Origin of the sequence: Kitasatospora sp. NPDC092039, from assembly GCF_044756065.1 — a bacterium.
GTDB lineage: Bacteria > Actinomycetota > Actinomycetes > Streptomycetales > Streptomycetaceae > Kitasatospora.
Window position 1 is genome coordinate 284,616 of the sequence record NZ_JBIVSD010000008.1, and the last position, 26,889, is coordinate 311,504.

General features: G+C 72.5%; 22 protein-coding genes and 1 riboswitch. Of the genes, 16 read left to right on the plus strand and 6 right to left on the minus strand.

What is annotated here, in order from left to right; all coding sequences use genetic code 11:
* Positions 1-306 precede the first annotated feature (306 nt).
* Positions 307-1,203, plus strand: coding sequence for a DMT family transporter (locus tag ACIQI7_RS18575; protein ID WP_401110951.1), 897 nt, complete (start codon positions 307-309; stop codon positions 1,201-1,203).
* 1,588 nt (positions 1,204-2,791) lie between these two features.
* Here ACIQI7_RS18575 and ACIQI7_RS18580 read toward each other — a convergent pair.
* Positions 2,792-3,532, minus strand: a complete 741-nt coding sequence (locus ACIQI7_RS18580) for a TetR/AcrR family transcriptional regulator (protein ID WP_401110953.1) — start codon at positions 3,530-3,532, stop codon at positions 2,792-2,794.
* A gap of 142 nt (positions 3,533-3,674) precedes the next feature.
* Here ACIQI7_RS18580 and ACIQI7_RS18585 point away from each other — a divergent pair, with 142 nt between their 5' ends.
* Positions 3,675-4,268 (plus strand): NADPH-dependent FMN reductase, encoded by a 594-nt coding sequence (locus tag ACIQI7_RS18585; RefSeq protein WP_401110956.1) that lies wholly within the window; start codon positions 3,675-3,677, stop codon positions 4,266-4,268.
* 111 nt (positions 4,269-4,379) lie between these two features.
* On the opposite strand, the gene ACIQI7_RS18590 is transcribed toward ACIQI7_RS18585, so the two are convergent.
* From ACIQI7_RS18590 to gcvT, 4 genes are all read right to left on the minus strand, one after another.
* Positions 4,380-5,747, minus strand: a complete 1,368-nt coding sequence (locus tag ACIQI7_RS18590) for an L-serine ammonia-lyase (protein ID WP_401110959.1) — start codon at positions 5,745-5,747, stop codon at positions 4,380-4,382.
* Positions 5,748-5,909: 162 nt separating this feature from the next.
* Complete coding sequence (gene glyA, locus ACIQI7_RS18595) at positions 5,910-7,178, minus strand: serine hydroxymethyltransferase (RefSeq protein WP_401110961.1); 1,269 nt, start codon at positions 7,176-7,178, stop codon at positions 5,910-5,912.
* 77 nt (positions 7,179-7,255) lie between these two features.
* A complete protein-coding gene (gene gcvH / locus ACIQI7_RS18600) occupies positions 7,256-7,639 on the minus strand; it encodes a glycine cleavage system protein GcvH (protein WP_401110962.1) in 384 nt (127 codons plus the stop codon).
* Between the two features lie 99 nt (positions 7,640-7,738).
* Complete coding sequence (gcvT, locus tag ACIQI7_RS18605) at positions 7,739-8,860, minus strand: glycine cleavage system aminomethyltransferase GcvT (RefSeq protein ID WP_401110964.1); 1,122 nt, start codon at positions 8,858-8,860, stop codon at positions 7,739-7,741.
* 230 nt (positions 8,861-9,090) lie between these two features.
* Positions 9,091-9,192, minus strand: a riboswitch (glycine riboswitch).
* Positions 9,193-9,401: 209 nt separating this feature from the next.
* On the opposite strand from gcvT, the gene ACIQI7_RS18610 reads away from it, so the two are divergent.
* From ACIQI7_RS18610 to ACIQI7_RS18645, 8 genes are all read left to right on the plus strand, one after another.
* Positions 9,402-10,202, plus strand: a complete 801-nt coding sequence (locus ACIQI7_RS18610; protein ID WP_401110967.1) for an enhanced serine sensitivity protein SseB C-terminal domain-containing protein — start codon at positions 9,402-9,404, stop codon at positions 10,200-10,202.
* Between the two features lie 116 nt (positions 10,203-10,318).
* Positions 10,319-11,248 (plus strand): enhanced serine sensitivity protein SseB C-terminal domain-containing protein, encoded by a 930-nt coding sequence (locus tag ACIQI7_RS18615; RefSeq protein WP_401110970.1) that lies wholly within the window; start codon positions 10,319-10,321, stop codon positions 11,246-11,248.
* Between the two features lie 446 nt (positions 11,249-11,694).
* Positions 11,695-12,684: an ABC transporter permease gene (locus tag ACIQI7_RS18620; protein WP_401110971.1), complete on the plus strand. Its 990-nt coding sequence runs from the start codon at positions 11,695-11,697 to the stop codon at positions 12,682-12,684.
* A 91-nt stretch (positions 12,685-12,775) separates the two neighbouring features.
* Positions 12,776-14,539, plus strand: a complete 1,764-nt coding sequence (locus ACIQI7_RS18625; RefSeq protein WP_401110974.1) for an ABC transporter substrate-binding protein — start codon at positions 12,776-12,778, stop codon at positions 14,537-14,539.
* A gap of 97 nt (positions 14,540-14,636) precedes the next feature.
* A complete protein-coding gene (locus ACIQI7_RS18630; protein ID WP_387750497.1) occupies positions 14,637-15,647 on the plus strand; it encodes an ABC transporter permease in 1,011 nt (336 codons plus the stop codon).
* Positions 15,644-16,714, plus strand: coding sequence for an ABC transporter ATP-binding protein (locus ACIQI7_RS18635; RefSeq protein ID WP_401110978.1), 1,071 nt, complete (start codon positions 15,644-15,646; stop codon positions 16,712-16,714). The genes ACIQI7_RS18630 and ACIQI7_RS18635 overlap by 4 nt, the downstream gene beginning before the upstream one ends.
* A 34-nt stretch (positions 16,715-16,748) precedes the next feature.
* Entirely contained in the window at positions 16,749-17,813 is a 1,065-nt protein-coding gene (locus tag ACIQI7_RS18640) for an ABC transporter ATP-binding protein (protein WP_401110981.1), read from the plus strand.
* A 179-nt stretch (positions 17,814-17,992) separates the two neighbouring features.
* Complete coding sequence (locus ACIQI7_RS18645) at positions 17,993-18,652, plus strand: trimeric intracellular cation channel family protein (protein WP_387750506.1); 660 nt, start codon at positions 17,993-17,995, stop codon at positions 18,650-18,652.
* On the opposite strand, the gene ACIQI7_RS18650 is transcribed toward ACIQI7_RS18645, so the two are convergent.
* Positions 18,558-19,334: an IclR family transcriptional regulator gene (locus ACIQI7_RS18650; RefSeq protein WP_401110985.1), complete on the minus strand. Its 777-nt coding sequence runs from the start codon at positions 19,332-19,334 to the stop codon at positions 18,558-18,560. The genes ACIQI7_RS18645 and ACIQI7_RS18650 overlap by 95 nt on opposite strands.
* 183 nt (positions 19,335-19,517) lie before the next feature.
* Here ACIQI7_RS18650 and ACIQI7_RS18655 point away from each other — a divergent pair, with 183 nt between their 5' ends.
* The 6 genes from ACIQI7_RS18655 to ligA all read left to right on the plus strand — a co-directional run bounded on the left by ACIQI7_RS18655 (position 19,518) and on the right by ligA (position 26,635).
* Complete coding sequence (locus ACIQI7_RS18655; protein ID WP_401110987.1) at positions 19,518-20,699, plus strand: cysteine desulfurase family protein; 1,182 nt, start codon at positions 19,518-19,520, stop codon at positions 20,697-20,699.
* Between the two features lie 49 nt (positions 20,700-20,748).
* A complete protein-coding gene (mnmA, locus tag ACIQI7_RS18660) occupies positions 20,749-21,885 on the plus strand; it encodes a tRNA 2-thiouridine(34) synthase MnmA (RefSeq protein WP_401110991.1) in 1,137 nt (378 codons plus the stop codon).
* A 107-nt stretch (positions 21,886-21,992) separates the two neighbouring features.
* Entirely contained in the window at positions 21,993-22,517 is a 525-nt protein-coding gene (locus ACIQI7_RS18665; protein WP_401110992.1) for a TIGR00730 family Rossman fold protein, read from the plus strand.
* 13 nt (positions 22,518-22,530) lie between these two features.
* On the plus strand, positions 22,531-23,220 hold the full coding sequence (locus ACIQI7_RS18670) for an SDR family oxidoreductase (protein WP_387750521.1): 690 nt from the start codon (positions 22,531-22,533) through the stop codon (positions 23,218-23,220).
* A 96-nt stretch (positions 23,221-23,316) separates the two neighbouring features.
* Positions 23,317-24,327: a methionine synthase gene (locus ACIQI7_RS18675; protein WP_401110996.1), complete on the plus strand. Its 1,011-nt coding sequence runs from the start codon at positions 23,317-23,319 to the stop codon at positions 24,325-24,327.
* Between the two features lie 19 nt (positions 24,328-24,346).
* Positions 24,347-26,635 carry an NAD-dependent DNA ligase LigA gene (ligA, locus tag ACIQI7_RS18680; RefSeq protein ID WP_401110998.1) on the plus strand — a complete coding sequence of 763 codons (2,289 nt, stop codon included), beginning with the start codon at positions 24,347-24,349 and terminating at the stop codon, positions 26,633-26,635.
* Positions 26,636-26,889: the final 254 nt, after the last annotated feature.

Here is a 26,889-nt window from a genome sequence, read left to right on the forward strand (position 1 = left end):
CACCCCCGCGGCGTGGGCGGGGGGGCGGGGCTTTACGGGGCGGCCGCCCCCCCCCCCCCCCCGGGGCCGGTCGGTACCATCGAGGCGTGAACCTGTACTGGCACGTCGTGCTGCCACCGCTCAACGCCTGATCGGGCGCGCGCTTCGGTGGCTTGATCCCTGCGACCCCGGCTCGGCCTGATGGTGGCCGCCGTGGGCCGACGGCGTGCGCCCGTTCTCGAAACCAGTTGCCTTGACGGTCTTCGACGACGGAAGTTCACCACTGTGCCGAATCGTTTGTCCTCGCCTGCCCGTTCCACCGTCCCCGTGGCGCCGCGCCGCGCCCGTCCGCGCGGCGGCGCGGTGCCGATCCTTATCGCCTCCGTGCTCTGGGGCACCACCGGGACGACCAGCTCGCTCGCGCCCGCCGGCGCCCCGGCGGCCGGGATCGGGGCCGCCGGGCTGGTGCTCGGCGGGCTGCTGCTGTTCCTCACCGACCGCTCGGCCCGGGCGCTGCCCCGGGCCTGCGGGCCGCGCGAGCGGTGGCTGCTCGCGGCCGGCGCGGTCGCGGTGGCCGGGTACCCGCTGACCTTCTACCCGGCGGTGGGCCGCACCGGGGTGGCGGTCACGACGGTGATCGCACTCGGCAGCGCGCCGGTGTTCACCGGGCTGCTCGGATGGCTGTCCCGGCAGGGGCGGCCGGGCGGGCGGTGGACCGGGGCCACGGCGCTGGCCGTGCTCGGCTGCGCGCTCCTGGTGCTGGGCCCCGAACTCGCCGGTGGCGGCGGGTCGGTGGACCCGCTGGGCGTGCTGCTGGCGGCGCTCTCCGGGCTCTCGTACGCCGTGTACTCGCTGATCGGCGGGCGGCTGATCGCGCACGGGCGCCCCTCGGGCGGGGTGATGGGGGCGATGTTCGGCGGCGGGGCGTTGATCGTGCTGCCGGTGCTGCTCGCCGGGGACGTGGCGTGGCTCGGCTCGGTGCGCGGCGCGGCCGTCGTGCTGCACCTCGCGGTGGTCACCACCTTCCTCGCGTACTGGCTGTTCGGCCGGGGCCTGCGCCACACCACCGCCCAGACCGCCACCACCCTGACCCTCGCCGAGCCGGCCGTCGCGGCGGTGCTCGGCGTGGCGGCCCTGGGGGAGCGCCTGCCCGCCGTCTCCTGGTGCGGCCTCGCCGTCCTGGCCGGCGGCCTGGCCGTCCTGGCCCTTCCAGTGCGCAGGTAGCGCCGACCACCACTGCACGAGAAGTCGGCCAGCCCGACTTTTCGTGCGGTGTGGCCGGACCCGTGTGATTGGGAGGGCTGGCTACTCGTACCCGGTAGTGCATGCACGTGGTGAGCCGCCGGGCAGCCGGGACACGGGCGCCTGCACAGGAAGTCGGCCGGGCCGACTTCTCGTGCGGGGACCCGTGGTGGGCCGCACCGAGGACCTGTGCCCGGCAGTGCATGCGCGCGCCGAGTGGTGGGCTGCCCGGCAGCTGGGGCGGGGGCGCTTGCATAGGAAGTCGGCTGGGCCGACTTTTCGTGCGGTGTGGCTGGACCCGTGGTGGGCCGCACCGAGGGCCTGTGCCTGGTGATTGTGCCTGGCGGTGCGTGCGCGCGCCGAGTGGTGGGCTTCCGGGTGGCGGGGGCAGGGGCGCCTGCATAGGAAGTCGGCCGGGCCGACTTTTCGTGCGGTGTGGCTGGACCTGTGGTGGGCCGCACTGAGGACCTGTGCCTGGTGATTGTGCCTGGCGGTGCGTGCGCGCGCCGAGTGGTGGGCTGCCCGGCAGCTGGGGCGGGGGCGCTTGCATAGGAAGTCGGCTGGGCCGACTTTTCGTGCGGTGTGGCTGGACCTGTGGTGGGCCGCACCGAGGACCTGTGCCTGGTGATTGTGCCTGGCGGTGCGTGCGCGCGCCGAGTGGTGAGCTGCCCGGCAGCTGGGACAGGGGCGCCTGCATAGGAAGTCGGCCGGGTCGACTTCTCGTGCCGCTGGACTGGTCGTTGGCGGTGGCCTGTCGGGCTGTGCCGGGGAGACAGCGATGCCGTCCCGTGCCCGGCTCTTGCGAGAGCCTTTCGCTCGGGCCTAGCGCTGCGCGCGTGGGGCGAGCGGTGAGCGGCTGCTGCAGTCGGGGTCGCGGTGCCCGCACAGGAAGTCGGCCGGCCCGACTTCCTGTGCGGTGCGGTGGCCTGGGGTGCGGTTGTGGGGCGTGCGGTCGGGGCGGCAAAGGTACGGGGGTCTGCGCAGAAAGTCGGCCGGGCCGACTTTCTGCGCGGTGTGGTGCGCGCCCGCGTGGCCCGGGGTGCGGTTACGAGGGGTGTGGTTGGGGGCAGAGGCTGGGGCCTGTACAGGAAGTCGTTCTGGTCGACTTTTCGCGCGCCAGGGGTGGGCGGCTATGTCTGGTTGCGGGGCGGCGTCATCGGGAGGGTTTCCTCGCCCGTTTCCGGTGTCGCGCGGGCCGAGTGGGCTGCTGCGATGCGGCTGGGTCGTAGGTGCGTGCGCAGGAAGTCGGCCGGGCCGACTTTCTGTGCGGTGGGGGCGGCGGTGGTGGCCTGGGGTTGCGGCTGGGGGTGTGCGGTCGGGTCGACAGGGGGGCAGGGGTCTGCGTAGGAAGTCGGCCTGGTCGACTTTTCGCGCGCCGGGGTCGATCGGTGCCGGTGGCCTCGGCGGGAGTTGGGGGGCTACGCCTGGTTGTGGGGTGGTGCCATCGGGAGGGTTTCCTCGCCCGTTTCCGGTGTCGCGCGGGGCGAGCGAGCTGCTGCGAGGCGGCTGGGGCGCAGGTGCGTGCGCAGGAAGTCGGCCCGGCCGACTTCCCGCGCAGCGGGGCCAGGCCTCAGAGGGCGAAGTGGGTGGCGATGCCGTCGAGGACGCAGTCGAGGCCGGTCTCGAACTGCCAGTCGGGGTCGTCCTTGCGGGTGGCCTCGTGGAGGTAGCGCTCGTAGCCGGGGTAGCGGCCGGTGGCCATCAGCCAGCTCATCCGGGGGGCGAGGCCGGCCCGGATCTGGTCGCCGTCGGACCAGCCGCGCTCGCGGCGCAGGGCCTCCAGGGCGATCTCGGTGGAGACCGAGCCGTGGACGTAGCCGGTGACGGTGCGGAACACCGCCATGGTGGTGTCGGCGTCCAGGCCGTGGTCGGCCAGGGCGGTGAACGCGTGCTCGGGGACGGCGAGCTGGTGGGGGCTGAGGGCGAACGGGGTGGCCGCCCGGACGGTCCACGGGTGGGCCAGGTGCATGGCCCGCAGATGGACGGCCAGCGCGCGCATGGTCTCCCGCCAGCCCTCCGCGGGGGCGTCCAGCGGGAGCCGGCCGTAGACGGAGTCGACCATCAGCTCGATGAGCTCGTCCTTGCCGGAGACGTACCGGTAGGCGGCCATCGGGGCGACGCCGAGCTCGGCGGCCAGCCGGCGCATGGTGACGGCGTCCAGGCCCTCGGCGTCGGCGACGGCGACCGCGGCCTCGGCGATCCGGTGCGGGGTCAGGGTGGTGCGCGGCGCGGGGGCCGGGCGCGCCAGGCGCTCCCAGAGCGAGGCCGGGGGCTTGTCGTCGCCTGCGGCGGGGGCCTGCTGGGCCGGCATGGGGCGGGCTCCTTCCGACGGGGGGCGGGCCTACCGTAGCACCCTCGTGCGTACGGCGTATCGGCAGTGGACGCCGTACACGTGGCTGTGTACGTTGTATCCGGCGGATACGCCGTACACCAGATCCAGGAGGGGGATCCCCATGTCCACGGAGCAGGCCCTGAAGGTCGCGGTCCTCGTCGGCAGCACCCGCGAGGGGCGCTTCGGCCCGGTGGTCGCCGACTGGCTGCTCGGCCACCTCGACGCCCGCGGCGACCTGACCGCCGACCGGATCGACCTGGTGGAGACCCCGCTGCCGGTCACCTTCCCGTCCTTCGGGGGTGAAGTCCCCTCGGCCGACGCCGAGTTGCTGGCCGCCGTGTCGCCCCGGCTGGAGGCGGCCGACGCGTTCGTGATCGTCACCCCCGAGTACAACCACAGCTTCCCGGCCCCGCTGAAGAACGCCATCGACTGGCACAACCGCGAGTGGCACGGCAAGCCGGTCGCCTTCGTCTCGTACGGCGGCCTGTCCGGGGGCCTGCGGGCCGTCGAGCAGCTCCGGGTGGTGCTGGCCGAGCTGAACGCCGCGACGATCCGCAACACGGTCAGCTTCCACGGCGCCGCGCGGTGCTTCGACGCCGACGGCGGGGCGCTCGACCCGGCCTCCGACGCCGCCGCCAAGGCCATGCTCGACCAGCTCACCTGGTGGGCGCGGGCGCTGCGGGACGCCCGGCGGGCCCGCCCGTTCGCGGCCTGAGCGGGGGCGAAGCCAGGGCGCGGGGAGGGGGAGACGCGAAAGCCCCCGGGTGGGACGGGGGTCCGCCCGGGGGCCTTCAGCGCGCCGCGATCAGCGCTGGTCAGCGCGCGATCAGCACTCGATGACGTTCACGGCGAGGCCGCCGCGCGAGGTCTCCTTGTACTTGATCTTCATGTCGGCGCCGGTCTCCTTCATCGTCTTGATCGCCTTGTCCAGCGAGACGTGGTGCCGGCCGTCGCCGCGCAGCGCCATCCGGGCCGCCGTGACGGCCTTGACCGAGGCCATGCCGTTGCGCTCGATGCAGGGGATCTGGACCAGGCCGCCGACCGGGTCGCAGGTGAGGCCGAGGTTGTGCTCGATGCCGATCTCGGCGGCGTTCTCGACCTGCTCGGGGGTGCCGCCGAGCACCTCGGCGAGGCCGCCCGCGGCCATCGAGCAGGCGGAGCCGACCTCGCCCTGGCATCCGACCTCGGCGCCGGAGATGGAGGCGTTCTCCTTGAACAGCATGCCGATGGCGCCGGCCGCGAGCAGGAAGCGGACGATGCCGTCGTCGTCGGCGCCCGGGATGAAGTTCAGGTAGTAGTGCAGGACGGCCGGGATGATGCCCGCCGCGCCGTTGGTCGGCGCGGTGACCACCCGCCGCCCGGAGGCGTTCTCCTCGTTGACCGCCATCGCGTAGAGGGTCACCCACTCCATCGCGTTGGCCGGCCCGATGCCCTCGGCGCGCAGCGCCCGGGCGCCCGCGGCCGCCCGGCGGCGGACCTTGAGGCCGCCCGGCAGGATGCCCTCGCGGGACATGCCGGCCCGCACGCACTCCTGCATCACGGACCAGATCTCCAGCAGCCCGGTCCGGATCTCCTCCTCGCTGCGCCAGGCCTTCTCGTTCTCCAGCATCAGGGCGGAGATCGACAGCCCGGTCTCCCGGCTGAGCCGCAGCAGCTCGTCGCCGGTGCGGAAGGGGTACTTCAGCACGGTGTCGTCGGGCTTGACCCGGTCCGCGCCGATCGCGTCCTCGTCCACCACGAAGCCGCCGCCGACCGAGTAGTAGGTCTTCTCCAGCAGGGTCGAGCCGTCCGCCGCGTACGCCCACAGGGTCATCCCGTTGGCGTGGTACGGCAGCGAGCGGCGGCGGTGCAGGACCAGCTGGGTGTCCGGGTCGAAGTCGACGGGGTGCTCGCCGAGCAGGCTGAGCCGCTTCTCGGCGATGATCCGCTCGACGTCCTTGTCGGCCTGGTCGACGTCGACGGTGCGGGGCGAGTTGTTCTCCAGGCCCAGCAGGACGGCCTTCGGGGTGCCGTGGCCGTGGCCGGTGGCACCGAGCGAGCCGTACAGCTCGGCGCGCACGCCCGTCACGCGGTCCAGCAGGCCTTCGGAGCGCAGTCGGCGGGCGAACATCCGGGCGGCGCGCATCGGGCCCACGGTGTGGGAGCTCGACGGGCCGATGCCGATGGAGAAGAGGTCGAAGACGCTGATGGCCACGGGGGACGTCCTTGTCTGGTCTCGTGGAAGGACTTGCGGGCAGGGAGGGGCCGACACGGGACGGGGCACCGCGCGCACAGTCCAGTGTGCGCGGTGCCCCGGGGTGCCAGGTACGCCGGAGGGGTGAGGCCCGTCACCCCGCCCGAAGGATCACCGGAGTGATCAGAGGTTCGGGTACAGCGGGTACTTCTCGGCCAGGGCGGCGACCCGGGCCTTCAGGGCGTCCGCGACGGTCTCGTCGAAGGCGGGCTTGAGCGCCTCGGCGATGATGTCGGCGACCTCGCGGAAGTCCTCGGCCTGGAAGCCGCGGGTGGCCAGGGCCGGGGTGCCGATGCGCAGGCCCGAGGTGACCATCGGCGGGCGCGGGTCGTTCGGGATCGCGTTGCGGTTGACGGTGATGCCGACCTCGTGCAGCCGGTCCTCGGCCTGCTGGCCGTCGAGCTGGCTGTTGCGCAGGTCGACCAGGACCAGGTGGACGTCGGTGCCGCCGGAGAGCACGGACGCGCCGGCCTCGGCCACGTCGGCCTGGAGCAGGCGCTCGGCGAGGATGCGGGCGCCGTCCAGGGTGCGCTGCTGGCGCTCCTTGAACTCCTCCGAGGCCGCGACCTTGAAGGCGACCGCCTTGCCGGCGATCACGTGCTCCAGCGGGCCGCCCTGCTGGCCGGGGAAGACCGCGGAGTTGATCTTCTTGGCGTACTCGGCCTTGGACAGGATGACGCCGCCGCGCGGGCCGCCCAGGGTCTTGTGGGTGGTGGTGGTGACCACGTCCGCGTACGGGACCGGGTTCGGGTGCAGCCCGGCGGCCACCAGACCGGCGAAGTGCGCCATGTCCACCATGAGCAGCGCGCCGACCTCGTCGGCGATCCGGCGGAACGCGGCGAAGTCGAGCTGGCGCGGGTAGGCCGACCAGCCGGCGATGATCAGCTTCGGCTGGTGCTCCTTGGCGAGGCGCTCGACCTCGGCCATGTCGACCTGACCGGTCTTCTCGTCCACGTGGTACGCGGCCACGTTGTAGAGCTTGCCGGAGAAGTTGATCTTCATGCCGTGGGTCAGGTGACCGCCGTGGGCCAGGGACAGGCCCAGGATGGTGTCGCCCGGCTGGATCAGCGCGAACATCGCGGCGGCGTTGGCCTGCGCGCCGGAGTGCGGCTGGACGTTGGCGTGCTCGGCGCCGAACAGCGCCTTGATGCGGTCGATCGCGATCTGCTCGACCACGTCGACGTGCTCGCAGCCGCCGTAGTAGCGGCGGCCGGGATAGCCCTCCGCGTACTTGTTGGTGAGCACCGAGCCCTGGGCCTCCATGACCGCCACCGGGGCGAAGTTCTCGGAGGCGATCATCTCCAGGGTGGTCTGCTGGCGGTGCAGCTCGGCGTCGACCGCGGCGGCGATCTCCGGGTCGAGGGCGTGCAGGGACTGGTTGAGAACCGTCATGGTGTGGTCTTCCCGGGAGGAGGAGGGAAAGGGGCCGGGGCGGGGCGGCCGCCGCGCGACCGCCCCTGGCAGGCGGATCAGCCCTGGGGGTTGGTGAGCGCGTCGTACTCGGCGGCGCTGAGCAGCTCGTCGGTGGCCTCGACGCGCACCTTGAACAGCCAGCCGCCCTCGAACGGGGCGCTGTTGACCAGGGCGTTGTCGTCCAGGACGTCCTGGTTGACCTCGGTGACCTCGCCGGTCACCGGGGAGTACAGGTCGCTGACCGACTTGGTGGACTCCAGCTCGCCGCAGGTCTCGCCGGCGGTCACGGTGTCACCGACCTCGGGGAGCTGCACGTAGACGATGTCACCGAGCGCGTCGGCGGCGTGCGCGGTGATGCCGACCGTGGAGACACCCTCCGCGTCCGCGGCGGTCAGCCACTCGTGCTCCTTGGTGTACTGCAGGTGCTGGGGGTTGCTCATGGCGTCATTCTCCAGGATGGGAAGCGGGTACGACGAAGCGGGCCGCCGCGCGGACGGCCGCGACGTGCGTGTATGGGGAAAACCGGGGCCCGCGGGGGCTCAGCGGGCGCGCTTGTAGAACGGCAGCGCGACGACCTGGACGGGCTCGTGCTTGCCGCGCACGTCCACCGCGACGGTGGTGCCGGGGGCGGCGTGGGCGGCGTCGACGTAGGCCATCGCGATCGGCTGCCCCAGCGTCGGGGACGGCGCGCCGGAGGTGATCCGGCCGATCGGCTCGCCGTCGGCGGAGACCACGGTGTACTCGGCGCGCGGCACCCGCTTGCCGTCGGAGACCAGGCCGACCAGCACCTTCGGCGGGTTGGTCTCGGCCGCGGCGGCGGCCTGCTCCAGCGCCTTGCGGCCGACGAACGCGCCCTCGTTGGTGGTCTTGTCGAAGCGGACGACCCGGCCCAGGCCGGCGTCGAACGGGGTGAGGTCGGTGGACAGCTCGTGCCCGTACAGCGGCATGCCGGCCTCCAGGCGCAGCGTGTCGCGGCAGGACAGGCCGCACGGGACCAGGCCGTGGCCCTCGCCCGCGGCGGTCAGCGCCTGCCAGACCGGCTCGGCGTCGACCGGGTGGCAGAAGATCTCGAAGCCGTCCTCGCCGGTGTAGCCGGTGCGGGCGAGCAGCACGTCGCGGCCGTCCACCTGGGCCGGGAGGATCGCGTAGTACTTCAGGCCGGGCAGGTCGGCGTCGGTGGTCTTCGCCAGGACGGCGGTGGCCTCCGGGCCCTGGACGGCGATCAGCGCGTAGGTGTCGCGGTCGTCGGTGACGACGGCGTCGAAGCCCTTGGCGCGGGCGATCAGCTCGTCGAGGACCAGCTGGGCGTTGGAGGCGTTGGCGACGACCAGGAAGGCGTCCTCGCGCAGGCGGTAGACGATCAGGTCGTCCAGGATGCCGCCGTCCTCGGCGCAGATCATGGTGTAGCGGGCGCGCAGCACGCCCAGCGCGGAGACGAAGCCGACCAGCGCGTGGTCCAGCATCTCGCCGGCCTGCGGGCCGGTGACGGTGATCTCGCCCATGTGCGAGAGGTCGAACAGGCCGGCCTTGGTGCGGACCGCGAGGTGCTCCTCGCGCTCGCTGCCGTAGCGCAGCGGCATGTCCCAGCCGGCGAAGTCGGTCATGGTCGCGCCGAGGGCGCGGTGCAGCGCGTCGAGCGCGGTCAGGCGGAGGGACGACATGGCCAGGAACTCCTCGGTCGGGGCACTCAGGGGTGCGCGCACCGGACCGGACCCGCTCGGGGGCCGACCCTGCGCGCGGGCATGCGGCGGCGTGGGTCTCCCCATCTGTCGTCGAACCTGAGAGCTTCACCGCCCACCTGCCCGCAGCTGTTTCCAGCTTGGGGGACAGCATGGCGGCTTGCACCGTGGGTGGGCGCACGACAGGGCCGGGCGCCGCTTTCCAGATGTGCCTAACCCGTGCGGTAGGGGTGCCTGAGAGATTCCGGGGAGGACTTGCTCCTTCGGCGCCGGCTGTGCCTGAACGGCACTCCGGGCTCTCCCGCGCGGGTTCGAGCGGCCGGTATGGAGTTGTGGGGGCCCGCGGCGCATGCCGTCGGACGCGCACATCATGGCACGTCCGGGACGACGAGGGGAGGGGGGACCCGGTCACACCGCGCGGGACCCGAACACGAGTCCTGACCGCGCCCCCGCGCGCCTCTAGACTGCTGCGCGTCGGCGCAGCAGAGGGCGGCCGAACGGCAGAGGGCGGAATCGGCGGCGCATGGGGTACCCGGTGGAGCAGCAGCAGGGGTGGGGCGGACCGGAGGAGGCGCCGGCGGGCGGCTCCTGGCCGGCCAACGAGCTGGAGCAGGTGCTGACCGCGGCCCTGGGCGACCCGGGCGCGACGCCGCGGGTGATCGAGGTGCTGGCGCGCAGCCAGGTGTGGGTGCCGCTGCCGGCCGGGGGCGACCCGCAGGGGCAGTCGCTGGACCTGCCGACGATCGAGCTGGGCGGCGACCCGTACGTACCGGTGTTCTCCTCGCAGGAGGTGTTCCTCCAGCAGGCGCCCGGGATGGCCTTCGCGATCGCGCCGGTGTGGGAGTTCGCCCGCGGGCTGCCGCTGGGCGTGGGCATCGCGGTGAACCCGGAAGCGGTGGTGGGCCTCCCGGTCCCGCCGCAGGGCGTCGCCGAACTGCGCCGCGGCCCCCGCGAGGACCGCTGGGACGGCGCCGGCGACCTGGCGCCGACCGGCGGGCGGGTGGCGCTGCGCGAGCCGGTGCCGGGCGAGGACCCGGAGCACTTCCTGGCCGCCTGCCGGGCCGAACTCTCGGCGCTGCCGGGTGTGCTGACCGCCCGCAGGGCGCTGGCCAGCATCGAGGGCGAGCCGACCGTGATGTTCGTGGGCGTCCAGTTGGACCCGGCGGCGCCGGCCGATCCGGCCGCGGTGAACGACGCGCTCGGCCGAGCGCTGGGAACCGCGCCGCTGCCCGGCGGCGTCCACCTCGTACTGCTCGACCTCGCCGACGACCCGGTGGTCGAGTGGCTGCTCACCCGGGTACTGCCCTTCTATACGCGGGCGTGAGCGGGTTCGTATCAGAGGCACGTCGCCGTGGCGGTGGCCGGTGCCGCGCCATAGGGTGCGTGCAGACGGCCGACGGGCCGGCGGGTTGAGGGAAAGAGGCGCGGCGAGGTGGGCGCATGAGTGCGGGAACGGGAGCGGGCGGTGTGCCGGGGGCCTGGGGCCAGGCACCGGTCGCCGGGCGCCCGGGAGCTGATCCCGGCGCGTTGGAGCGCGCCCTGGGCGATGTCGCGCCGGAGCGCTACGACGCGTACGAGCGGCTGCTGCACGCGCTGGCGGACGGCCGGGTCTGGATGCTGCTGTGGCACGGCACGCCGGGCAGCCCGGACGCGCAGTACGGGAACATGGAGATCAGCGGCCACGGCTACGCGCCGGCCGTCACCTCGCCCGAACAACTGACCTCCTCCGGCTGGGCGCGGGCCCACGAGGTCATCTCCGGCCGGGAGATCGCGGCCTCGCTGTACCGCACCCGCTGGGGCCTGTGGCTCAACCCGCACGCGCCCGGCGGGGGCGTCGGGGTGCCGTGGGCGGACCTGCGGCGGGTCGCCGCGGGCCTGGACCGGCTGCCGGCCGGGCCGTTGAAGCTGAGCGAGCCGCAGCTGAACGCCCAGCCGTTCTTCGCGCTGCTGGAGCGGCAGGCCGGCGAGGTGCGCGCGGTACGGGCGCTGCGCCGGGCCTGGGTGCAGCCCGCGGTGGGGGAGCCGTACCTGGCGATCGGCCTCGACCTGTACGAGAGCTCGCCGCCGGCGGTGGAGGCGGTGCGGGCGCTGATGCGGCGCGCGATCGCGGTGGCCCCGGAGGGGCTCGCGGTGTCCACGGTGGCGATGTCGGACGAGTACGACCCGGTGGCGCTGTGGATGCGCGCCAACGCCCGGCCGTTCTTCGACCGGGAGTCGGGCCGCCCGCCGACCGGTCCGTACCCGCCGGTGCCCCCGCCGCCGTACCCCGGGCACTCGATGCCGGGCTACGCGTACGGCACCCAGCCGCCGGCGCCGGGCTGGCAGCAGCCGTCGCCGCAGCGGCCTTGGCCCGGCTACCCCGGGCGCTGATTCCCGAAACCCATTCCCGCGAAGCCGACTTGATTGTCCGTCAAGTCGGCTTCGATGCTTTCCGGACGAATTTCCGGATGTGCGGCCCGGTCATCTTGACATGGCAGTTACAGCCATGTGAAGAGGTGTATGCCGAAGATCGGGAAGGTGCATGCGCGCAGATCACAGTTGGGCATCTGTCGGTTGTCAGGGCTGGCGCAAGCCAGTTCGGATGGCAGAGAGTTCTGCGCAACGCACCGCGCGTGCTGGAACCCCACAAAGGTGAGCGCGCACGCCGACAGCCCGGCCACGCGACGCCCATCCCGCGTGGTGGCAGTGCCTGTGCACGAAGCACTGCCGTCAAGACCCGCTCCTCCTAAGCACTTCCGCACGTCCGCAGCCGCACCGCCGAAGCCGGCGACCGGCACCCGTGGGCCGGCCACCGTCGGCGAGGGGACCTACTGACCATGACCGCATCCGTGACCACCGCCGGGAACGATCCGGAGGCACCCGCCGCCGCAAGCCCGGCCAAGACGATCGAGGGCCGCTCCCTCGGTCAGATCGCCTGGACCCGCTTCAAGCGGGACAAGGCCGCCGTCGTCGGCGGCGTCGTGGTGATCCTGTTGATCCTGCTCGCCGTGCTGGCCAAGCCGATCGAGTCGCTGTTCGGGCTGGATCCGGACGCCCTCCACCAGGACCTGCTGGACGCCGACCTCGGTGGCCTGCCGTTCGGCGACTGGGGCGGCATGAGCTGGGAGCACCCGCTCGGCGTCGACCCGCTGCAGGGCCGTGACCTGCTGACCCGCGTCATCGAGGGCTCCTGGGTCTCCCTGCTGGTCGCCTTCGGCGCGACCGTGCTGTCCAACACCATCGGCACCGTGCTCGGCATCATGGCCGGCTACTACGGCGGCTGGGTGGACACCCTGATCAGCCGGGTGATGGACGTCTTCCTGGCCTTCCCGCTGCTGCTCTTCGCCATCGCGATCTCGACCTCGCTGCAGGGCGGCGCGTTCGGCCTGCACGGCCTGCCGCTGCACATCCTGGTGCTGATCTTCGTGATCGGCTTCTTCAACTGGCCCTACATGGGCCGGATCGTGCGCGGCCAGACGCTCTCGCTGCGCGAACGGGAGTTCGTCCACGCGGCCCGCAGCCTCGGCGCGCGCGGCCCGTTCATCCTGTTCAAGGAACTGCTGCCCAACCTGGTCGGTCCGATCCTGGTCTACTCGACCCTGCTGATCCCGACCAACATCCTCTTCGAGGCCGGGCTGAGCTTCCTCGGCGTCGGCATCCAGCCCCCGCAGGCCTCCTGGGGCGGGATGCTCCAGGACGCCATCCGGTACTACCAGGTGGACCCCCAGTACATGGTGGTCCCCGGGCTGGCGATCTTCGTCACCGTGCTCGCCTTCAACCTGCTCGGCGACGGCCTGCGCGACGCCCTCGATCCCAAGAGCAACTGACCCAGCGTCATCCACTGGCCCCGAGTCATCACATGACCCTGCGTCAGGACCCTCCACCGCCTCCACATCCCTCAAGGGGTTGATCTCACCCATGCGTAGGTCCCGTACCGTCGCCCTGACCGCTGCGGCCGCCGCCGCGGTCCTGGTCGTGACCGGTTGCACCAGCTCGTCGAAGAGCGGCGGCTCCTCCTCGGCCTCCGGCTCCGCCGGGGGCGGCGCCAACGCGGCCACCAAGAGCATCGTCAACGCCTCGGACAAGAAGGGCGGGACGGTGACCTACGAGATGAAGGGCACCCCGGACTCGCTCGACCCGGGCAACACGTACTACGCGTACATCTACAACTTCTCGCGGCTGTACTCCCGCGCGCTGACCACCTTCAACCCGGCGCCGGGCGAGGAGGGCAACAAGCTCGTCCCGGACCTCGCCGAGTCGATGGGTCAGCCGAGCGCGGACGGCCTGACCTGGACGTACAAGCTGCGGGCCGGCCTGAAGTACGACGACGGCACCCCGATCACCTCGAAGGACGTCAAGTACGCCGTCGAGCGCTCCAACTACACGGACGTGCTCACCAACGGCCCGACGTACTTCCGCAACCTGCTGGTCGACAACCCGACGCCGTACGAGGGTCCGTACAAGGACAAGGCCGGCGGCCTGAACTCGATCGAGACGCCGGACGACACCACGGTGGTCTTCCACCTCCAGCACCCGTTCGCGGACTTCGACTACCTGGTCAGCGCCCCGCAGACCGCGCCGGTCCCGCAGGCGAAGGACAACGGCGCCGAGTACGTCAAGCACGTCATGTCCTCGGGCGCCTACAAGTTCGAGTCCTACGAGGACGGCAAGCAGGCCGTCCTGGTGCCGAACACCAACTGGGACAAGAGCACCGACCCGATCCGCAAGCAGCTCGCGGACAAGATCGTGCTCCGGTTCAACATCGACCAGGCCACCATCGACAAGGACCTGCTGGCCGGCAACGCCCAGGTCGACCTGGTGGGCGCCGGCGTCGACCCGCAGACCCAGGCGCAGATCCTGCAGGACCCGAAGCTGAAGGCCAACACCGACAACGCCTACGGCGGTCGCCTGGTCTACATGGCGATCAACTCCAAGCTCGCGCCGTTCGACAACGTCGAGTGCCGCAAGGCCGTCCAGTACGCGATCGACAAGGTCTCGGTGCAGACCGCCCAGGGCGGCCCGATCCGCGGCCAGATCGCCAACACGGTGCTCCCGCCGGACGTCCCGGGCCACCAGGACTTCAACCTGTACGAGACCAAGGACAACAAGGGCGACGAGGCCAAGGCCAAGGAGCACCTGAAGGCCTGCGGCAAGGAGGGCGGCTTCAACACCGTCATCTCGGCCCGCACCGAGCGCGCCACCGAGATCGCCGCCGCGACCTCGATCCAGGCCGCGCTGAAGAAGATCGGCATCACCGCCGAGATCCAGCAGTACCCGCAGTCCAAGTACCTGACGGACAACGCCGGTTCGCCGAAGTTCACCGCCGACCACAACATCGGCCTGATGATGATGCAGTGGGGCGCCGACTGGCCGACCGGCTACGGCTTCCTCCAGCAGATCGTCGACGGCCGCGCGGTCAAGGAGACCGGCAACAACAACCTGGCCCAGCTGGACGACCCGGCGGTCAACAAGCTGATCGACGACGCGGCGGTCAACCCGGACCAGAAGGCCCGCGAGAAGATCTACGCCGACATCGACAAGAAGACCATGGAGCAGGCGGTCTACGTCCCGCTCACCTACTTCAAGGTCTTCCTGTACCGCCCGTCCAACGCCACCAACCTGGTCTCCACCTCGGCGTTCTCGGGTGAGTACGACTACCTGAACATCGGCACCACCAAGTAAGAGCCTGGCTCGCATCCCTGAAGGCAGGTGAAGGCAGCGGCGCCCGCCGCCGTCCGGAGGATCCCGGACGGCGGCGGGCCGCCGGAGCCGCCCTACTGTGTTTGCCTACATCATCCGCAGGACCTTCGCGGCCGTGATTCTGCTGCTGGTCGTCAGCGCGGTCACCTTCGCGATCTTCTTCCTGCTGCCGCGCCTCGCCGGCGAGACGGCCGACCAACTGGCCGCCCAGTTCATCGGGAAGAGCCCGTCCCCCGAGACGATCGCGGCGGTCAAGCAGAACCTCGGCCTCGACCAGCCGCTGTACGCCCAGTACTGGAAGTTCCTCAAGGGCCTGGTCGCCGGCGCCGAGTACAACTTCGGGCCGGAACCGGCCACCTGCCACGTGCCCTGCTTCGGCTACTCCTTCAAGAACCACCTCGAGGTCTGGCCCGAGCTCTCCAAGCGGATCCCGACGACCATCTCGCTCGCCGCCGGCGCGGCCGTGCTCTGGCTGGTCTCCGGCGTCGCCACCGGCGTCGTCTCCGCCCTGAAGCCGCGCTCGATCTTCGACCGGCTCTCCATGGGCGTCGCGCTCGCCGGCGTCTCGCTGCCGGTCTTCTTCACCGGCGCGCTGCTGCTCACGCTGTTCAGCTACGAGTGGCCGATCCTGGACAACCTGCAGTACGTGGACTTCACGGAGAACCCCCTGATGTGGGCCCGCAACCTGATCCTGCCGTGGATCTCGCTGGCCTTCCTCTACTCCGCGCTCTACGCCCGGCTCACCCGCGCCGGGATGCTGGAGACCATGAGCGAGGACTACATCCGCACCGCCCGGGCCAAGGGCCTGGTCGAGCGCAAGGTCGTCGCCCGGCACGGGCTGCGCGCCGCGCTCACCCCGATCGTCACGATCTTCGGCATGGACCTCGGCCTGCTGCTCGGCGGCGCGCTGATCACCGAGCAGGTCTTCTCGCTCCAGGGCGTCGGCCAGTTCGCCGTCCAGGCGATCTCCGACAACGACCTGCCCAAGATCCTCGGCGTCACCCTGCTCGCCGCCTTCTTCATCGTCGTCTGCAACCTCGTGGTCGACCTCCTGTACGCGCTCGTCGACCCCCGGGTGAGGCTCTCGTGACCGACCTCCAGAAGAACCCGGCGGACGCCGCGCGGACCCCGTCCGGCGAGCCCTTCCTCTCCGTGCGCGACCTGCGGATCCACTTCGACACCGACGACGGCCTGGTCCGCTCGGTGGACGGGGTCAGCTTCGACCTGCACAAGGGCCGCACCCTCGGCATCGTCGGCGAGTCCGGCTCCGGCAAGTCCGTCACCTCGCTGGGCATCATGGGCCTGCACCGCTCCAAGCGGGCCCGGATCAGCGGCGAGATCCGGCTGAACGGCGAGGACCTGATCGCGGCCGGCCCGGACCGGGTGCGCCAACTGCGCGGCCGCGAGCTGGCGATGATCTTCCAGGACCCGCTGACCGCGATGCACCCGTACTACACGGTGGGGCAGCAGATCGTCGAGGCGTACCGGGTGCACCACCCGGAGGCCACCAAGAAGCAGGCCCGGGCCCGCGCGATCGAGATGCTCGACCGGGTCGGCATCCCGCAGCCCGACCGCCGGGTGGACGACTACCCGCACCAGTTCTCCGGCGGCATGCGACAGCGCGCGATGATCGCCATGGCCCTGGTCAACGACCCCTCGCTGCTGATCGCCGACGAGCCCACCACCGCCCTGGACGTCACCGTCCAGGCGCAGATCCTGGACCTCATCCGCGACCTGCAGGAGGAGTTCGGCTCCGCCGTCATCATCATCACCCACGACCTCGGAGTGGTCGCCGAACTGGCCGACGACATCCTGGTCATGTACGGCGGCAAGTGCGTCGAGCGCGGCCCGGCCGAGACCCTCTTCGACTCGCCCGAGCACCCGTACACCTGGGGCCTGCTGGGCTCGATGCCGCGACTGGACCGGGAGCTCCAGGACCGGCTGGTGCCGGTCAAGGGCACCCCGCCCAGCCTGATCAACGTGCCGTCCGGCTGCGCCTTCCACCCGCGCTGCCCGTACGCCGCCCTGACCGACGGGCGTTCCGCGAGCGAGGTCCCGGTGCTGACCGAGGCCGCCTCCGGACACTTCGCGGCCTGCCACCTGGCAGCCGGAGAGCGGCACCGCATCTTCGCCGAAGAGATCGCGCCCCGGCTGTGAGCCCGGCCTCGTACCACCTTTCTGGAGAGAACCGATGACGGACACTCAGGCGGCGGCGACCCCGTCGCCGGCAGCCGCCCCCGGCCGCGAACCGCTGCTGAAGGTGGCCGGCCTGACCCGGCACTTCCCGATCCGCAGCGGGCTGCTGATGCGCCAGACCGGCGCGGTGCGGGCCGTCGACGGCATCGACTTCACGGTCAACGCCGGTGAGACGCTGGGCGTCGTGGGCGAGTCCGGCTGCGGCAAGTCGACCATGGGCCGACTGGTCACCCGGCTCGACGAACCGACCGGCGGGACCATCGAGTTCGAGGGCACCGACATCACCCACCTGGGCGTCGGGGCGATGCGGCCGCTGCGCCGCGACATCCAGATGATCTTCCAGGACCCGTACTCCTCGCTGAACCCCCGGCACACCGTCGGCACCATCGTCGGCGCGCCGTTCAAGCTCCAGGACGCGGTGCCGGCCGGCGGGCTCAAGAAGGCCGTCCAGGAACTGCTGGAGCTGTGCGGGCTCAGCCCCGAGCACTACAACCGCTACCCGCACGAGTTCTCCGGTGGCCAGCGCCAGCGCATCGGCATCGCCCGGGCGCTCGCGCTCAAGCCGAAGATGATCGTCGCGGACGAGCCGGTCTCCGCGCTGGACGTCTCGATCCAGGCGCAGGTCGTCAACCTGCTGGACGACCTCCAGCAGGAGCTCGGGCTGACCTACCTGATCATCGCGCACGACCTCTCGGTGGTCCGGCACGTCTCGGACCGGGTCGCGGTGATGTACCTCGGCAAGATCGTGGAGATCGCCGACCGGAACTCGCTCTACCGCAGCCCGATGCACCCGTACACCAACGCGCTGATGTCCGCCGTGCCCGTCCCGGACCCGCGCCGCCGCCAGCGCGCGGGCCGCGAGCGGATCCTGCTCAAGGGCGACGTCCCCTCGCCGATCAACCCGCCCAGCGGCTGCCGCTTCCGCACCCGGTGCTGGAAGGCGCAGGACGTGTGCGCGAGCCAGGAACCGCCGCTGACGGCGCTGAAGACCGGGCACCAGGTGGCTTGCCACTTCCCCGAGAACGCTCCGGAGAACGCTGCGGAGAGCGCCACGGTCTGAGGTCCAGCCGGTACGCACCGAGGCCGCCCACCCCGCTCACGGGGTGGGCGGCCTCGGTGCGTCGGTCCGCGGGTCAGGCGCCGCCGGCCGGCTCCGGCTCGCGCGTGCCCGGGGCGGCGGGCGGCACCGGCGAACCCGACGCGTCCGGAGCACCCGTGCGGATCGGGTACACATGGACGGTGACATCCCAGCTCTTCCCGACCGACGTGCAGCAGTCGCTGGACCTCGTCGGCATCTTCGTCTTCGCCCTGTCCGGGGGCCTGCTCGCCGTCCGCAAGAACATGGACATCTTCGGGATCTGCGTGTTGGCGGAAGCCACCGCCCTGGGCGGCGGGGTGATGCGCGACCTGGTGATCGGTGCCACCCCGGTCGCCGCGTTCACCAACCTCGGCTACTTCGTGACGCCGCTGGCCGCCGCGCTGGTGGTGTTCTTCCTGCACCCGGAGGTCGAGCGGATCAACCGGGCGGTGCAGACCCTGGACGCGCTCGGGCTCGGGCTGTTCTGCGTGACCGGCACCGCCAAGGCGCACGACTTCGGGCTCGGCGCGGTCGCGGCGATCGCGCTCGGCATGGTGACCGCGGCCGGCGGCGGGGTGATCCGCGACGTGCTGGCCGGGGAGATCCCCTCGCTGCTGCGCTGGGACCGGGAGATCTACGCCGTCCCGGCCCTGGTCGGCGCCACCGTGGTCGCGCTGCTGATCGGCGCGGACCGCCTCACCGGGGTGACCGGCACCGCGGCCGCGCTCACCGCCTTCGGGCTGCGGATGCTCGCCCTGAAGTACGGCTGGCGTGCCCCGCGGGCCTGGCACCGCAACGGTTCTCGCACCAGCGAGGAGTAGGCGAGCCGCCGTACGCGAGCGAGATCGCCTCGGCGGTGCAGAGCAGTTCCGGCACCATCCGGGCCAGTTCGGCCGGCGGCACCTCGCTCGCCGGGGCGCTCAGCGCGCAGGCCGCGACCGTCCGCCCGCCGCTGCCCGCGACCGGCGCGGCCACGCAGGTCACCGGCTCGTGGTGCTCGCGGGACTCGGCCGCCCAGCCCCGGTGGCGCACCGCCGCCAGCTCGTTCGGCAGGTCCTCCTCGCGGGCGCCGTCCGCGGACAGCCCGGCGAGCAGCACCCGGCCGACGGCCGTCCCGTCCACCGGCGCCCGGCGCCCGATCCGGGACGGCTCCGCACCCGGCAGCCCGGCCACCTCGTCCAGGTAGAGCACCTCGCCGTCGTGCAGCACGGCGAGCCGGACGGTGTAGCCGCAGCGGGCGTTGAGCGCGGCCAGGTACGGCGCGGCGACCTGCCGGACGTCGAAGTCCTCCAGGGCGCGGTGGGCCAGCGAGAGCACCCGGCCGCCGATCCGGTAGCGCAGGTCCGGCTGGCGGCGGGCGAAGCCGTGCTCCTCCAGGGTGCGCAACAGCCGCAGGGCGGTGGACTTGTGCACCCCGAGGCTGCTGGCGGCCTGCTCCAGCGAGAGCGGCGCGTCGCCGAGTGCGTCGAGCAGGGTCAGCGCGCGGTCGACCGACTGCGACATGGCGTCTTCCCGTGGATCCGGCTGACTGGTGGCGTCAGGCTAACCGCTGGGTGGCGCAGTGGTGCAAACCAGTGCCGGACGCGGCCGTCCGGCGGCGGTGCGCCGGCGGTGCCCCGCCCGGTGGCCGGATCGGGGCACGGGCCTGGAGGGCCGGGCGGCTCCGCGCTCTACAATCGGAGGGTTATGCCATACCTGGACCATGCGGCGACCACGCCGATGCTGCCCGAGGCGATCGCCGCGATGACGGCGCACCTGGGGGTGGTCGGCAACGCCTCGGCCCTGCACGCGGCCGGCCGCCGGGCCCGCCGGGTGGTCGAGGAGTCCCGGGAGTCGCTGGCCGAGTCACTGGACGCCCGCCCCAGCGAGATCGTGCTCACCGGCGGCGGCACCGAGTCCGACAACCTGGCGGTCAAGGGCCTGTACTGGGCCCGCCGGGACGCCGACCCGGCCCGCACCCGGGTGCTGTGCAGCCCGGTCGAGCACCACGCGGTGCTGGACGCGGTGCACTGGCTCTCCGAGCACGAGGGCGCCCGGGTCGACTACCTGCCGGTGGACGGCTACGGCCGGGTGCACCCCGAGGCGCTGCGCGAGGCGATCGAACGGGACCCTGCCGCGGTCGCGCTGATCACCGTGATGTGGGCCAACAACGAGGTCGGCACCGTCCAGCCGGTGCGCGAACTGACCGCCGTGGCGGCCGAGTACGGCATCCCGGTGCACGCCGACGCGGTGCAGGCGCTCGGTCAGGTCCCGGTCTCCTTCGCCGAGTCGGGGCTCACCGCGCTCACCGTCACCGGGCACAAGATCGGCGGCCCGTTCGGCATCGGCGCGCTGCTGCTCTCCCGGGGCGCCGCGCCCGTACCGCTGCTGCACGGCGGCGGGCAGGAGCGCGACGTGCGCTCCGGCACCCTGGACGCCCCCGGCTCGGCCGGCTTCGCGGCCGCCGCGGCGCTCGCCGTGGAGCGGCGGGCCGGGCACGCGGCCGCGGTGGGCGCGCTGCGGGACGAGCTGGTGGCCGCCGTGCTGGCCGCCGTTCCGGACGCGGTCCTCAACGGCGACCCGTCGGCCGGGGGCCGGCTGCCCGCCAACGCCCACTTCTCCTTCCCCGGCTGCGAGGGCGACGCGCTGCTGATGCTGCTGGACGCGGCCGGCATCGAGTGCTCGACGGGCTCCGCCTGCTCCGCCGGGGTGCCGCAGCCCAGCCACGTGCTGCTGGCGATGGGCGTCGACCCGCTGCTGGCGCGCGCGTCGCTGCGGTTCTCGCTCGGGCACACCTCGGTGCGGGAGGACGTGGCGGCGCTCGGCGAGGCCATCGGGCCGGTGGTGCAGCGGGCGCGCAACGCGGGGCTGGCCTCCGTACGGCGGTAGCTCCCGCGCGGCGGGGCATGTCCGGCGGCCCCGTAGGCTTGTACTCACCATGACTGACTTCCCGGGTGCCCCGACCACTCCCTCCACCGGCCGTCTGCGCGTGCTCGCGGCGATGTCCGGCGGAGTCGACTCCGCCGTCGCCGCCGCCCGCGCCGTCGAAGCGGGGCACGAGGTGACCGGCGTCCACCTGGCGCTCTCCGCCAACCCGCAGTCCTTCCGGACCGGCGCGCGCGGCTGCTGCACCATCGAGGACTCCCGGGACGCGTGGCGCGCGGCCGACGTGATCGGCATCCCGTTCTACGTCTGGGACCTCGCCGAGCGCTTCCGCGAGGACGTGATCGACGACTTCGTCGCCGAGTACGCGGCCGGGCGCACGCCCAACCCGTGCCTGCGCTGCAACGAGAAGATCAAGTTCGCCGCGCTGCTGGACAAGGCCGTCGCGCTGGGCTTCGACGCCGTCTGCACCGGCCACTACGCCCGGATCGTCGACCTGCCGGACGGCTCGCGCGAGCTACATCGGGCCGTCGACGCCGCCAAGGACCAGTCCTACGTCCTCGGCGTGCTCGACGCCGACCAGCTCGCCCACTCGCTCTTCCCGCTCGGCGACACCACCAAGGACGCCATCCGCGAGGAGGCCGAGCGCCGCGGCCTGGCCGTCGCCAAGAAGCCGGACAGCCACGACATCTGCTTCATCGCCGACGGCGACACCCAGGGCTTCCTGGCCAAGCACCTCGGCACCGCGACCGGCGACATCCTCGACGTCGACGGCACCAAGCTGGGCGAGCACGACGGCGCGTACGGCTTCACCATCGGCCAGCGCAAGGGCCTGCGGATCGGCCGCCCGGCGGCCGACGGCAAGCCCCGCTACGTGCTGGACATCTCCCCGGTGAACAACACCGTGACGGTCGGCCCGGTCGAGGGCCTCGACGTCACCGGGCTGACCGCCATCCGCCCCCGCTGGTGCGGCACCGAGCCGCTCGCCGACGGCCGCTACACCGCCCAGCTCCGCGCCCACGGCGAGGAGGTGCCGGTGAGCGCCTCGGTCGTCGACGGCGAGCTGCGGGTCCAGCTGGACACCCCGGTGCGGGGCATCGCCCCCGGCCAGGCCGTGGTCCTCTACGACGGCACCCGCGTCGTCGGCTCGGCCACCATCGCGACGACGGAACGCCCGGCCGTCACCGCCTGAGCCCGTCCTGTCCGGCCGGGAACTCCACCCGCCGGAGCGGGCACGGGGCGGACCACGGGTAATGCCGGTGAAGCGCTGCCGCAGCGCGTGATAGACCAGACGGCACTATGAACATCTCTGTCTTCTGCTCCGCGTACTCGCTCGACGACCGCTACTCCGCCCCCGCCGCGGAGTTCGCCCGGCTGCTGGGGGAGGGTGGGCACACCCTGGTGTGGGGCGGCTCGAACGCCGGGCTGATGGGGCTGCTCGCGGACGAGGTGAAGGCCGCCGGGGGCCGGCTGGTCGGGGTGATGGTGGAGATGCTGCGGCACAAGGCGTACGTCGGTGCCGACGAGCTGGTGTGGACGGCCGACCTCGGCGAACGGAAGGCGGCGCTGGCCTCGCGGGCGGACGCCATCGTCGTGCTGGTCGGCGGGTTGGGCACGCTGGACGAGGTCGCCGAGGTGCTCGAACTCAAGAAGCACGGGATGTTCGAGAAGCCGGTGGTCGTCCTGGACAGCGAGGGCTTCTACTCCGGCCTGCGCACCCAGATGGAGCGGATGGACGCCGAGGGGTTCCTGCCGCGCCCCCTCGCCGAGCTGATCACCTTCGCGGACACGCCCGCCGAGGTCTTCGCCCAGCTCAAGGCCTGATTGGATCAGGGCCATGGCTACCCATCTGATCACCGGCGCCGGCTCCGGCATCGGCGCCGTCCTCGCCGAGAAGCTCGCCGCGCGCGGGGACGAACTCTGGCTGCTGGCCCGCGACGCCCGCCGGGCCGCCGAACTGCGCGAGCGCTTCCCCGGCGCCCGCACCCTCGTCGGGGACCTCGGCGACCCGGGCAAGCTCTCCTGGGCCTTCGGCCACCAGCAGCTGCCCGTCGAGCTGGACTCCCTCCTGCACGTCGCGGGCGTGGTCGAGCTGGGCACGGTCGGTGACCTCACCCCCAAGGCCTGGCAGGAGACGCTCAACGTCAACCTCGTCGCCCCCGCCGAGCTGACCCGCCTGCTGCTGCCGTCCGTCCGGCTGGTCAAGGGCCACGTGGTCTTCGTCAACTCCGGCGCCGGCCTCAACGCCCACGCCGAGTGGTCGGCGTACGCGGCCAGCAAGCACGGCCTCAAGGCGCTCGCCGACGCGCTGCGCCAGGAGGAGCACGCGGGCGGCGTCCGGGTTACCTCCGTCTACCCCGGCCGCACCGCCACCGCGATGCAGGTCAAGGTGCACCAGCAGGAGGGCAAGGAGTACGACGCGGACCGCTGGATCGAGCCGGAGTCCGTCGCCCGGGCGGTCCTCGCCGCCCTCGACGCCTCCCGCGACGCGGAGATCACCGACATCACCGTCCGCCCCGGGCGGTAGCGCGCCGCGTGGGGAGTCGGCCGGGCCGACTTCCCACGCGCGCACCGGGGCCCGTCCGGGTGAGCGGGCGCCGTCCGGCTGAGTAGGCTCGGGCAGGTGAGCACCGGACACCCCTTCCCTGACCTGCGCGGCGCCGCCACCGGCGTCGGCTCGCTGCCCGGCACCGACGCGCGCGAGGCCGCCAAGACCTCCACCGGCGCCCTGGAGCACCTGCCGTTCCTGCCCGAGCTGCCCGCCCGCGGCCCCGGCGCCGACATGATCGGGCGCGGCGCCGGCCTGCTGGTGGAGCTGTTCGCGCAGACCGAGCCGAGCGGCTGGCGGTTCACCGACCGTCCCGGCCGGGACACCCGGCGGGCCCACTCCTGGCTCGGCGAGGACCTGGACGCGCTGGAGGAGTTCACCCAGGGCTACCAGGGCGCGCTCAAGGTCCAGGCCGTCGGCCCGTGGACGCTGGCGGCGGGCATCGAGCTCAAGCACGGCGAGAAGGCGCTCTCCGACCCCGGAGCCTGCCGCGACATCGCCGGCTCGCTCACCGAGGGCCTGCGCCGCCACCTCGCCGACGTCCGCAAGCGGGTGCCCGGCGCCGAGGTCGTGCTGCAGCTGGACGAGCCCTCGCTGCCCGCCGTCCTGGCCGGATCGGTGAAGACCGCCAGCGGCTTCCAGCGGCTGCGCTCCGTCGACCGGCAGGTCGCCGAGGAGGTGCTGCGCGAGGTGGTCCGGAGCCTGGACGCGCCCGTCGTCGTGCACAGCTGCGCGCCGGACGTCCCGGTCCCGCTGCTGCGCCGCGCCGGGGTGGCCGGGATCTCGCTGGACTTCTCGCTCCTCACCGAGCGCCAGGACGACGACCTGGGCGAGGCGGTGGAGGGCGGCACGACGATCCTCGCCGGTGTCGTCCCCGCCACTGACCAGGCGGTGTCCGACCCTGCCGGTAGTGTCCAGGGTGTCAGGACCTTGTGGCGCAGGCTGGGGTTCGCCCCGGAGCTGCTGGGCCGCCGCGTGCTGGTGACGCCGACCTGCGGACTGGCCGGGGCCTCCCCGGCGTACGCGCGCAGGGCGCTGTCGCTCGCGGCGCGGGCGGCGCAGAGCCTGGTGGACAACCCGGAATGAGAATGCAGGAGGGCTTGCGGTGACGGCTGTCGAGGGCTGGGAGGACGTCCCGGCGGAGGTGCGCAGGCGGCACGCCGAGCTGGCGCAGGAGATCACCGACCACCGCGCCCGGTACTACGAGCAGGACGCGCCGACCGTCAGCGACGCCGAGTTCGACGCGCTGATGCGGGAGCTGGAGGGGATCGAGGCCGAGCATCCGGCCCTGGTCACCCCGGACTCCCCGACGCAGCGGGTCGGCGGCGCGCCCACCGCGCTGTTCGCCGAGGTCGAGCACCGCGAGCGGCTGCTCAGCCTGGACAACGCGATGGACGACGAGGAGCTGGCCGCCTGGGCCGAGCGGGTCGCCACCGAGCTGCACGGCATCGACTACCACTACCTGTGCGAGCTCAAGGTGGACGGCCTGGCCGTCAACCTCACCTACGAGAACGGCCAGTTGACGCAGGCGGCGACGCGCGGCGACGGCCGGGTCGGCGAGGACATCACCGCCAACGTCCGCACCATCAAGGAGATCCCGCACCGGCTCAAGGGCGACGACATCCCGGAGCTGGTCGAGATCCGCGGCGAGGTCTACTTCCCGACCGAGGCCTTCGACGCGCTCAACGCCTCCTTCGCGGAGGAGAACGAGCGCCGCCGGCAGGAGAACGAGGAGCGCGCCAAGGAGGGCAAGCGGCCCCGGGCGATGATCCGGCTGTTCATGAACCCCCGCAACGCCGCCGCCGGTTCGCTGCGCCAGAAGGACCCGCACGTCACCGCCTCCCGCCCGCTGCACATGGTGGTGCACGGCATCGGCGCCCGGGTCGGCTTCGACATCGACAACCAGTCGCACGCCTACCGACTGCTGCAGGACTGGGGCCTGCCCACCGCCCGGCACAACAAGGTGGTGAAGACGCTCGCCGAGGTGCGGGCCTTCATCGAGCACTTCGGCGAGCAGCGGCACTCGGTCGAGCACGAGATCGACGGCGTGGTCGTCAAGGTGGACGAGATCGCCCTGCAGGGCCGGCTCGGCGCCACTTCCAAGTCGCCGCGCTGGGCGATCGCCTGGAAGTACCCGCCGGAGGAGGTCACCGGCAAGCTGGCCGAGATCAAGGTCGGCATCGGCCGCACCGGCCGGGCCACCCCGTACGCGGTGCTGGCCGAGCCGGTGAAGGTGGCCGGCTCGATGGTGCAGTACGCGACGCTGCACAACCAGGAGGTCGTCAAGGCCAAGGACGTGCTGCTCGGCGACACCGTCGTGCTGCGCAAGGCCGGCGACGTCATCCCGGAGATCCTCGGCCCGGTCTACGACCTGCGGGACGGCACCGAGCAGGCCTTCGTGATGCCCTCGCACTGCCCGGAGTGCGACAGCGAGCTGCGGCCGATGTCCGAGGGGGACATCGATCTGCGCTGCCCCAACGCGCAGTTCTGCCCGGCCCAGATCCGGGAGCGGATCGCCTTCCTGGGCGGGCGCTCCTGCCTGGACGTCGAGGGCCTCGGTTACGTCGCGGCCACCGCGCTGACCCAGCCGCTGGAGCCGGCCGAGGCGCCGGTCCGGAACGAGGCCGACATCTTCCGGTTGACGCCGGAGAAGCTGCTGCCGATCAAGGTGCTGGTCCGGGACCCGAAGACCGGCATGCCGAAGCTGGACGACCGGACCGGCAGGGAGAAGGAGGTCTTCTTCTTCGCCACCACCAAGGGCGAGCCGAAGAAGTCGCTCCAGGTGCTGATCGACAACCTGGAGGCGGCGAAGGAGCGGCCGCTCTGGCGGTTCGTCAACGGCCTGTCCATCCGGCACGTCGGCCCGGTCGCCGCCCAGGCGCTGGCCAGGGAGTTCCGCGACCTGGACAAGATCTTCGAGGCGAGCGAGGAGCGGCTGGCGGCCGTCGAGGGGGTCGGCCCGATCATCGCCCGCTCGATCCGGGAGTGGTACGCGGAGGAGTGGCACCGGCGGATCCTGGAGAACTGGAAGGCCGACGGCGCCCGCTTCACCGAGGAGTTCGCGGACGAGGACGGGGCGGAGCGCCCGCTGGAGGGCCTGACCGTCGTGGTGACCGGCACCCTGGCCGGCCACACCCGGGACGGCGCCAAGGAGGCGCTGACCTCCCGTGGAGCGAAGGTGACCGGCTCGGTTTCGAAGAAGACCGATTTTGTGGTCGCCGGTGACAACCCCGGGTCCAAATACGACAAGGCTGTTCAGCTCGGCCTGCCGGTCCTGGACGACGCCGGGTTCGCCGTCCTGCTCGCCGACGGGCCCTCCGCCGCCCGGGCCCACCTGGGGCTTCCGGAGCCGGAGGGCGCCGAGGCGCCGACGGAGGAGCCCGTCGGGGACTGACCCGGGGCCGACCCGAGCGGCCGGTGGCCGGACCGGTGTTGTTATCGTCCTGATGCGGCGTCACCGGGTGCCGTGCGGTGAAAGCGGGCATTGTGTCACTGTGCGACACCCGGGCGCGGTGGCGCGTTTCCGGTTGTCCGAAAGTCTGCCCACCGGGTGGACCCCGGCTTACCCTGGAGCGCAACAGAGTGTCAGCAGGGGTGGGGGCACCGGCTGGGCCGGTGCTCCTCGGGGTCGCTCCATGCCCGGCAGCT

What these genes read in the sequence shown, in the direction of transcription:
- ACIQI7_RS18610 (WP_401110967.1), top strand. Translation starts at nt 9,402, where the DNA reads ATGGGGTACCCGGTGGAGCAGCAGCAGGGGTGGGGCGGACCGGAGGAG.
- ACIQI7_RS18620 (WP_401110971.1), top strand. Translation starts at nt 11,695, where the DNA reads ATGACCGCATCCGTGACCACCGCCGGGAACGATCCGGAGGCACCCGCC.
- ACIQI7_RS18585 (WP_401110956.1), top strand. Translation starts at nt 3,675, where the DNA reads ATGTCCACGGAGCAGGCCCTGAAGGTCGCGGTCCTCGTCGGCAGCACC.
- mnmA (WP_401110991.1), top strand. Translation starts at nt 20,749, where the DNA reads ATGACTGACTTCCCGGGTGCCCCGACCACTCCCTCCACCGGCCGTCTG.
- gcvH (WP_401110962.1), bottom strand. Translation starts at nt 7,639, where the DNA reads ATGAGCAACCCCCAGCACCTGCAGTACACCAAGGAGCACGAGTGGCTG.
- ACIQI7_RS18580 (WP_401110953.1), bottom strand. Translation starts at nt 3,532, where the DNA reads ATGCCGGCCCAGCAGGCCCCCGCCGCAGGCGACGACAAGCCCCCGGCC.
- ACIQI7_RS18615 (WP_401110970.1), top strand. Translation starts at nt 10,319, where the DNA reads ATGAGTGCGGGAACGGGAGCGGGCGGTGTGCCGGGGGCCTGGGGCCAG.
- ACIQI7_RS18665 (WP_401110992.1), top strand. Translation starts at nt 21,993, where the DNA reads ATGAACATCTCTGTCTTCTGCTCCGCGTACTCGCTCGACGACCGCTAC.
- ACIQI7_RS18655 (WP_401110987.1), top strand. Translation starts at nt 19,518, where the DNA reads ATGCCATACCTGGACCATGCGGCGACCACGCCGATGCTGCCCGAGGCG.
- gcvT (WP_401110964.1), bottom strand. Translation starts at nt 8,860, where the DNA reads ATGTCGTCCCTCCGCCTGACCGCGCTCGACGCGCTGCACCGCGCCCTC.
- ACIQI7_RS18625 (WP_401110974.1), top strand. Translation starts at nt 12,776, where the DNA reads ATGCGTAGGTCCCGTACCGTCGCCCTGACCGCTGCGGCCGCCGCCGCG.
- ACIQI7_RS18650 (WP_401110985.1), bottom strand. Translation starts at nt 19,334, where the DNA reads ATGTCGCAGTCGGTCGACCGCGCGCTGACCCTGCTCGACGCACTCGGC.
- ACIQI7_RS18670 (WP_387750521.1), top strand. Translation starts at nt 22,531, where the DNA reads ATGGCTACCCATCTGATCACCGGCGCCGGCTCCGGCATCGGCGCCGTC.
- glyA (WP_401110961.1), bottom strand. Translation starts at nt 7,178, where the DNA reads ATGACGGTTCTCAACCAGTCCCTGCACGCCCTCGACCCGGAGATCGCC.
- ACIQI7_RS18640 (WP_401110981.1), top strand. Translation starts at nt 16,749, where the DNA reads ATGACGGACACTCAGGCGGCGGCGACCCCGTCGCCGGCAGCCGCCCCC.